This is a genomic window from Martelella sp., from assembly GCF_984369615.1.
Genome location: NZ_CFHTCS010000220.1, coordinates 1 through 7,529, shown reverse-complemented (window position 1 = coordinate 7,529; position 7,529 = coordinate 1). Strand labels below are relative to the sequence as shown.

General features: G+C 61.4%; 8 protein-coding genes. 6 read left to right on the top strand and 2 right to left on the bottom strand.

Features of this window, described 5'->3' with window-relative positions:
- Both AC5DC2_RS16095 and AC5DC2_RS16090 read right to left on the bottom strand, forming a co-directional pair.
- Nucleotides 1–647, bottom strand: a 647-nt coding sequence (locus AC5DC2_RS16095) for a TRAP transporter large permease subunit (protein WP_491699204.1), incomplete at its 3' end; no start/stop codon positions are given.
- A gap of 14 nt (nucleotides 648–661) precedes the next feature.
- Nucleotides 662–1,219: a TRAP transporter small permease gene (locus AC5DC2_RS16090; protein WP_024707763.1), complete on the bottom strand. Its 558-nt coding sequence runs from the start codon at nucleotides 1,217–1,219 to the stop codon at nucleotides 662–664.
- 218 nt (nucleotides 1,220–1,437) lie between these two features.
- Between AC5DC2_RS16090 and AC5DC2_RS16085 the strand changes: the two genes are divergently transcribed.
- The 6 genes from AC5DC2_RS16085 (at nucleotide 1,438) to AC5DC2_RS16060 (ending at nucleotide 7,337) form a co-directional block, all read left to right on the top strand.
- Nucleotides 1,438–2,430 (top strand): TRAP transporter substrate-binding protein, encoded by a 993-nt coding sequence (locus AC5DC2_RS16085; RefSeq protein ID WP_081725755.1) that lies wholly within the window; start codon nucleotides 1,438–1,440, stop codon nucleotides 2,428–2,430.
- Between the two features lie 78 nt (nucleotides 2,431–2,508).
- Entirely contained in the window at nucleotides 2,509–4,305 is a 1,797-nt protein-coding gene (locus AC5DC2_RS16080) for a glycoside hydrolase family 2 protein (RefSeq protein ID WP_491699203.1), read from the top strand.
- Complete coding sequence (locus AC5DC2_RS16075) at nucleotides 4,302–5,069, top strand: FCD domain-containing protein (protein WP_491699202.1); 768 nt, start codon at nucleotides 4,302–4,304, stop codon at nucleotides 5,067–5,069. Before AC5DC2_RS16080 ends, AC5DC2_RS16075 begins: the two co-directional genes overlap by 4 nt.
- A 117-nt stretch (nucleotides 5,070–5,186) precedes the next feature.
- A complete protein-coding gene (gene uxuA / locus AC5DC2_RS16070; RefSeq protein ID WP_491699201.1) occupies nucleotides 5,187–6,347 on the top strand; it encodes a mannonate dehydratase in 1,161 nt (386 codons plus the stop codon).
- A 239-nt stretch (nucleotides 6,348–6,586) separates the two neighbouring features.
- Entirely contained in the window at nucleotides 6,587–6,730 is a 144-nt protein-coding gene (locus tag AC5DC2_RS16065; RefSeq protein WP_081725756.1) for a DUF1127 domain-containing protein, read from the top strand.
- Nucleotides 6,731–7,193: 463 nt separating this feature from the next.
- The gene (locus AC5DC2_RS16060) at nucleotides 7,194–7,337 is read left to right on the top strand and encodes a DUF1127 domain-containing protein (RefSeq protein WP_081725757.1); all 144 of its coding nucleotides are present in this window, start codon (nucleotides 7,194–7,196) and stop codon (nucleotides 7,335–7,337) included.
- Nucleotides 7,338–7,529: the final 192 nt, after the last annotated feature.

The window sequence follows — 7,529 nt, the reverse complement described above, 5'->3', positions numbered from 1 at the left end:
AATTCGCCGGCGGTCGGACGCGGCTGGGTCGGATAGCCGCGCTTCTTGGCGATGATGCCGGCGACGATCATGATGCCGACGCCCATCAGGATCCCGGGCACATAACCGGCCACGAAGAGGGCCGCGACCGAGGTGCCGCCGGAAATCAGCGAGAAGACGATGAAGGTCGAGCTCGGCGGGATGAGAAGGCCGGTGGTGCAGGAGGAGATGTTGACGGCAGCCGAATAGGCCGGGTCATAGCCTTCCTTCTTCTGCAGCGGCGCCATGACGCCGCCAACGGCAGCCGCCGAGGCAACGGCCGAGCCCGAAAGCGCGCCGAACATCATGTTGGCGAGCACGTTCACATGGGCGAGCGAGCCGGGCAGGGCAAAGCCGAGCACCTTGGCGAAATCGATGAGCCGGCGGGCGATGCCGCCGCGGTTCATGATGTTGCCGGCCAGGATGAAGAAGGGGATCGCCAGAAGGGTGAAGCTGTCGAGGCCGGACGACATCTGCTGGGCAACGATGAAGTAGGACTGGTCGATGCCGACGAAGAGGGCAAAGGTAACCGTGGCCGAGACGCCGATGGCGAAGGCGATCGGAACGCCGAGCACCATCAGCAGGATGAAACTGCCGAACAGGACCAGCGGGGCGTAGGACATAAGCATGAAAGGAACTCCCCTTAGTTCAGAGGTCCGCCGGCTTCGGCGGGCGCGGCTTCAACGGGCGTCTTGCCGGCAAAAAGGCGGATGGCCATCTGCAGGCAGTAGAAGAGAATGACGGCGCCGGAGACCGGAATGGCGATGTAGATGTAGCCCATCGGCATTTGCAGGGCGGGCGAGACCTGTCCGTTTGCAAGCGTGCGGGCAACGAGGGCGCCGCCGCCGTTGATCATCACGGCAACGGCAAAAAAGGCGATGACCGCGACGACGAGAAGCTGGGCAAGCTGCTTCCGCCAGCCCGAAAGCGCCGGCGCCAGGATCTCGATGGCGAGATGCCTTCCCTTGCCGAAGGTGTAGGCGCCGCCGACCAGCGCCATCCAGATGAACAGAAAGCGGGCGATCTCGTCGGTGTAGATTGACGGCGCGCGCAGGATGTAGCGGCTCATGACCTGCCACACCACGCAGATGACCATGCCGGAGAAGCCGGCGACGATGATGACGCGCAGGACCGCGTCGATCACGTTGGCAAGGCCGTCGACGAGACGGCTGATCGTGTCGGGTTTTCCTTGTTCGGACATCCGACCCTCCCTTGAGTGAGTTCTTTGCGCAGCCCTATGGTCGATACCTTTGGCTGATGGTCGGAGCATGAACCAAAACAAAAAATTGGTCAACCAATTTATCTATTTTGGTTGACACCTAAAATAATTTGGTCAACCATAAACGCATCCGCTGCAACAAGGCACTCTGCGGCGGTCCGATAACCTCTCCTCAAACGAACGGGTGCCGGGAGGAAGATATGAAGATCTTTTCCAAAGTCGCTTTGATGACGGGCGTCGCCGCTGTCGCCTTTGCCGCAACCGCCGAGGCGCGCACGCTTCGCCTCAACCACAACAACCCGCCGGACCATCCGCTGCACATCTCCATGGAGTTCATGGGCGATCGCCTGTCCGAGCTGACCGACGGCGCCTGGGACATCCAGGTCTTCCCGAACGGCCAGCTGGGCAATCAGCGCGAATCGATGGAGCTCGTCCAGAGCTGCGTGCTCGACATGGCCAAGAGCAATGCCAGCGAGCTCGAAGCCTTCGAACCGACCTATTCGGCGCTGAACCTGCCCTATCTCTTCCTCAGCGAAGACCATCAGTTTGATGTGCTGACCGGCGAGATCGGCCAGGAAATCCTGGATGCGTCCCATGACAAGGGCTTTCAGGGCATCGCCTTCCTGATCGAAGGCGCGCGCTCCTTCTACGGCAACAAGCCGATCAACACCCCGGCCGACCTTCAGGGCATGAAGATCCGCGTTCAGCCGAGCCCCTCGGCAATCCGCATGGTCGAGCTTCTCGGCGGCAGCCCGACGCCGCTCGCCTATGGCGAACTCTACAGCGCCCTGCAGCAGGGCGTGGTCGACGGCGCGGAAAACAACCCGACCGCGCTCACCACCGTGCGTCACGGCGAAGTGGCGGACTATTTCTCGCTCGACGAACACACCATGATCCCCTCGGTCGTGGTGATCTCGAACTGCGCCTGGGATTCCATGTCCGATGACGACAAGGCCGCCTTCCGTGAGGCCGCCGGCGAGGCCATGCAGTTCCACCGCGAACAGTGGGACGCTATCGTTTCCAAGACGATGGGCGAGATCGAGGAAATGGGCGTGACGGTCAATACCGTCGACAAGGCGCCCTTCATCGAGGCCGTTCAGCCGATGTATGACGAAGTCAAGGGCAGCTCTCCGGCTGTCGCCGACCTGGTCGACCGTATCCAGGCTGAAGGCGCAAACTACAGCGACAACTAAGTCGTTTGACAAATTGGTCGGCCACCCCGGGTGGCCGGCCGGTTCAGGCAATTTGACAGGTACCGGTGGAGGTTCACCATGCTCGAGCGATCAGAACTGGCGGAAAATGCGCTGCAGGCGCTGCATGACGAGGACTATGACCGTCCCTTCAATCCGCAGAACCTCAACCACACCACGATGATCTTCATGGGCGACCGCGAGCAGGTCTCGCTCAATGGCGACTGGAATTTCTGTGTCGACCTCCTGGACACAGGCCTGCGCCAGAAATGGTTTGCCATGGAGCCGGCCGCGCCGGAAGACCGCGACGAGCCCTGGGACTATGACCCCTATATGGGCGAGACCGTGCCCGTGCCCTCCTGCTGGCAGATGCTGAAGGAGAAATGGTATTTCTTCGAGGGCAGCGCCTGGTACACGCGCGCCGTCGACTTCTCGCCGAAGCCCGGCAAGCGCACCTTCCTGCGCGTCGGCGCGGCGCAGTACGACTGCAAGGTGTTTCTGAACGGCGCATTCATCGGCAATCACTATGGCGGCTCGACGCCCTTCTTCGCCGAACTCACCGGGCGCCTGAAAGACGGCCGCAACTGGCTGATGCTCTGCGTCAACAATGTGCGTACGACGGATCGCGTGCCGATGCGCAACACCGACTGGTTCAATTACGGCGGCGTTTACCGGGAGGTCTCGCTGGTCGAGACGCCGGAAAGCCTGATCCGCGACTTCTTCATCTATCTCGATCCGGAAAGTCGCAACAACGCGCTGCGGGTTCACGTCGAGGCGGAGGGCGCCGACACGGCAACGGTCTCCATACCCGAACTGGGTATTAAGGAAAATATTCCTCTGACGGACGGCAAGGGTGAGACGGTCATCGAGGCCGGGCCGATCCTCTGGTCGCCGGATAAGCCGAAGCTTTACGACGTGACCGTTATGGCGGGCCAAGATCGGGTGAATGATCGCGTCGGCTTTCGTACGATTGTCCGCAAGGGCCGCGAACTCCTGCTGAACGGCAAGCCGCTCTGGCTGCGCGGCATCTCGGTGCATGAGGACGATGCGAAACTTGGCAAGGTCGTCACCGAAGACGACCTGCGCCGGCGCTATGCCGATGCGAAAGAAATGGGCTGCAATTTCGTGCGGCTTGCGCATTATCCCCATCACGAGCGCGCGGTGGAACTGGCCGATGAGGCCGGCCTTCTGGTCTGGGCGGAGATCCCGGTCTACTGGGCCATCGATTTCGCCAATCCGGCGACCGAGCGCGATGCACAGAACCAATTGATCGAACTCATCCGCCGCGACCGCAACCGCGCCAGCGTGGCGATCTGGTCTGTGGGCAACGAAAACGCCGATACCGATGCGCGGCTGGCTTTCATGCGCGGCCTTGCCGAAACGGCGCGCGCGGAGGACCCGACCCGGCTGATCGCGGCCGCCTGCCTCGTCAATCATGCGAAACTGAAGATCGAGGACCGGCTTGCCGCCCATCTCGATATCATCGGCATCAATGAATATTACGGCTGGTATGACGAGGATTTCTCCGAACTGCCGAAAATCCTGGCCAATTCCCAGCCCGACCGCCCCGTCGTCATCTCCGAGACCGGGGCTGATGCGGATATCACCGAGCACGGACCCAAGTCCGGTCTGTTCTCCGAGGATTACCAGGCGGAAGTCTACGAAAAACAGATCAGCACGCTGCGAGACCTTGATTTCGTGAAGGGCATGTCGCCCTGGATTCTCTATGATTTCAGGACCGAGCGCCGCCAGGGCATTTTCCAGCGCGGCTTCAACAGAAAGGGTCTGGTTGCTGCAGACAAGGTCACCAGAAAGAAATCCTTCGCTGTGCTGCAGGAGTTCTATCGGGCGGTCGCCGCAGAGGAGGTTGAAGAATGAGAGAAACAGTAAAACGTCGCTATCAGGAGGTGGCCGCCGAAATCCGCGACCTGATCGCGCATTCGGACTACAAGCCGGGCGATCGCCTGAAGACGGAACGTCAGATGGCCGAGGAGCTGGGCGTCAGCCGCTCTCTGGTGCGCGAGGCCGTGATCACGCTGGAGCTCGAAGGCCTTGTCGACGTGCGCAAAGGGTCCGGCATCTATCTGGCGACGCCGCCTCAGGGTATCGAGCACAATGAACCGCGGCTGGAGGACCTGCCGGATGATTTCGGCCCGTTCGAATTGTTGCAGGCCCGTCAGCTTCTGGAATCGACCATTGCCGCCTTTGCCGCCGAAATGGTCTCCATGGCCGATATCCGCAGGATGCGCGAGGCGCTCGACATGGAGCGCGAGGCCATCGAGAAGGGGACCGATGACGGCTATGAGGCGGACGAACTCTTCCACCGGCTGATCGCCGTTGCCACGCAGAATGCGGTGCTCGTCGATCTTCTCGATGAACTCTGGGGCAAGCGCAAGAAGAGCCGCATGTGGGCGCAGCTTCATACCCGCGTGTTCGACACGGATTATCGCCGCCGCTGGCTTCAGGACCATCAGGAGATTTTACAGGCGCTGCAGAAAAAGGATGCGGCGCGCGCGCGCCAGGCGATGTGGACCCATCTTCAGAACGTGCGGGAGACCCTGATGGAGCTCTCGGATGTCGATGACCCGGCTTTCGACGGCTACGTGTTCGGCTCGCACGAACTGGGACGGATCGTGGGTTAGTTGCCGACGCTGCCGAAAGGCGTCCCAATCAACAGTTCTGGCCGTCAGGAACGCGCGCCTCCTGCTTCCCCGCACGCGGCGTTCCTGGACTGCTTTTGAAAATGACAGGAGAATACGATGAAGGAAAGCTGGCGCTGGTTCGGACCCAATGATCCGATTTCCCTGGCCGAGGTGCGCCAGACGGGCGCGACCGATATTGTCACCGCGCTGCACGAGCTGCCGAACGGCGTCGAGTGGGAGCGCGACAAGATCGCCGAGCGACGCGACATGATTGCCGCAGCCGGCCTCACCTGGTCCGTGGTCGAGAGCATTCCCGTTCACGAGAAGATCAAGACGGCCGAACCCGGGTGGGAGAAGCTGGCCGAGACCTGGGGCCGTTCCGCACAGAACCTTGCGCGCGAGGGCGTTAAGACGATCTGCTACAATTTCATGCCGGTGCTGGACTGGACGCGCACCGACCTCACCTATCCGCTGGATGACGGCGCGCTGGCGCTGCGGTTCGACTATCTTCTCTATGTGGCCTTCGACCTTTTCATTCTGCGTCGCAAGGGGGCGGAAGCCGATTATCCCGCAGACGTTATTGAAAAGGCCGAGGCCCGTTTCAAGGCGCTTTCCGAAGATGCGATCGCCAAGCTGACGGGCACCGTGCTGGCCGGCCTTCCGGGATCGGAGGAGAGCTACTCGCTGGACGATTTCCGCGCCCAGCTTGCCCGCTACGATGCGATCGATGCCGAAGCGCTCGCCGAACAGCTCTCCCGCTTTCTCGAAATCGTGGTGCCGATGGCGGAAGATGCGGGCGCCGTGATGGCGATCCATCCCGACGATCCTCCGCGTCCGCTCTTCGGCCTGCCCCGCGTCGTTTCCACCGTCGAGGACATGGACCGGATCGCCGCACGCGTGCCGAGCCTTGCCAATGGCTTTACCTTCTGCACCGGCTCCTACGGCGTGCGGGCGGACAACGACCTGCCGGCGATGCTGAAAAGGCACGGCGAGCGGGTGTATTTCCTGCACCTGCGGGCCACCAAGCGCGAGGACGATGGTTTGAGCTTCCACGAGGCACCGCATCTTGAAGGCGATGTCGATATGGTCGCCGTGGTCAGGGCGGCACTCGACGTCGAGAAGGCCAGGGGCGTCCAGCTTCCCTTCCGGCCGGACCACGGGCACGCCATCCTCGACGATCAGTCGCGCAAGACCAATCCGGGCTATCCGCTGATCGGCCGCCTGCGCGGCCTTTCGGAAGTGCGCGGCATTGCCCGGGCGCTGGCGTCGCTGCAGTAGGCGTCGCAGGCAATGCAGCGAAGGCGGGGCCGTTCGGTGGTCCCGCCCGGACCCGCCTTCGGGGGCCTGCTCTCGCGGGCAGGCGGCCCCGGCGGCATGTGCTTCGCAAGCCTTGCGTTTTTTGCATAGGGGCATTGCTCAAAAGGGTCTGCCTCAATCGGACTGAAACGATTATATCAGGGTCAACAGAAGATGATGAGCGTCCCTCAGAAGCGACGCCCGACCGAAGAGATAGACACATGAACGTGACCCGCAGCTTCAACAACTGGATGAAATACCGCCGCACCGTGAGTGAACTGGATCGAATGTCGACCCGCGAACTGTCCGACCTCGGCATCAATCGCGAAGATATCCGCCGCATCGCACGCCGGGCCGCATTCTAGCGCATCGACCCGAAAATCGGAATCGATCTTCGGAAAGCACGATGCGTAGATTCAATAGGTTAGTACGTCCGAATGGACGCACGGCGCTCTAGGCGCAGCATAACAATTACAGGAATTCGAAGGGCATTCTCCTCCTCCTCCCAAAATGCCCTTCGATAGGTCGGTGATACTCCTCCTCCTCCCAGTCACCGGCCACATCAAATGGCGCTCACCGGATCCTCCTCCCCCGGTGAGCGCTATTTTTTTTGCGCTGTCGTCTGGCAGCGGAGCACTCCGGCGGAACGGTGCCGGTTTTCTGATCAATTTTGAGGCGGAAGTTCTGAGCTTTGCATAGAGTGCATAGGACTGTTGACGCAAACCCTCTGCCTTAAGTCCGGGCAAGTCTCTATATTCCGAATTGTCAGGAACGCAGGTGTGCCGCAAGGATGCGGCGCCGAAACCTTCAAACGAAGGGAGATATGATATGAGCATGACACATAGCTTCAACAACTGGATGAAGTATCGTCAGACGGTCAGCGAACTGAACCGCATGAACAACCGCGAACTGGCCGATCTCGGCATCAATCGCGAGGACATCCGCCGGGTCGCCCGCAAGGCTGCAAAGTAAGAAGCCGCGCGCGGGTCCGCCGCTTCGCAGGAGCGAGGCAGCCGGCAGACCCCGGAAGAAGTCGGTGACGCGAGGGCATGAAGGCCCCGCCTCAACGCGAAAAATCCGCATCGCCCTCTGTCCTTCCTCCCGGACGGAGGGCTTTTTTTGTCCGGGCTCCGTCGCGACAAACGCCGGCGGCGATACAATACG

What these genes read in the sequence shown, in the direction of transcription:
- AC5DC2_RS16090 (WP_024707763.1), bottom strand. Translation starts at nt 1,219, where the DNA reads ATGTCCGAACAAGGAAAACCCGACACGATCAGCCGTCTCGTCGACGGC.
- AC5DC2_RS16085 (WP_081725755.1), top strand. Translation starts at nt 1,438, where the DNA reads ATGAAGATCTTTTCCAAAGTCGCTTTGATGACGGGCGTCGCCGCTGTC.
- AC5DC2_RS16080 (WP_491699203.1), top strand. Translation starts at nt 2,509, where the DNA reads ATGCTCGAGCGATCAGAACTGGCGGAAAATGCGCTGCAGGCGCTGCAT.
- AC5DC2_RS16075 (WP_491699202.1), top strand. Translation starts at nt 4,302, where the DNA reads ATGAGAGAAACAGTAAAACGTCGCTATCAGGAGGTGGCCGCCGAAATC.
- uxuA (WP_491699201.1), top strand. Translation starts at nt 5,187, where the DNA reads ATGAAGGAAAGCTGGCGCTGGTTCGGACCCAATGATCCGATTTCCCTG.
- AC5DC2_RS16065 (WP_081725756.1), top strand. Translation starts at nt 6,587, where the DNA reads ATGAACGTGACCCGCAGCTTCAACAACTGGATGAAATACCGCCGCACC.
- AC5DC2_RS16060 (WP_081725757.1), top strand. Translation starts at nt 7,194, where the DNA reads ATGAGCATGACACATAGCTTCAACAACTGGATGAAGTATCGTCAGACG.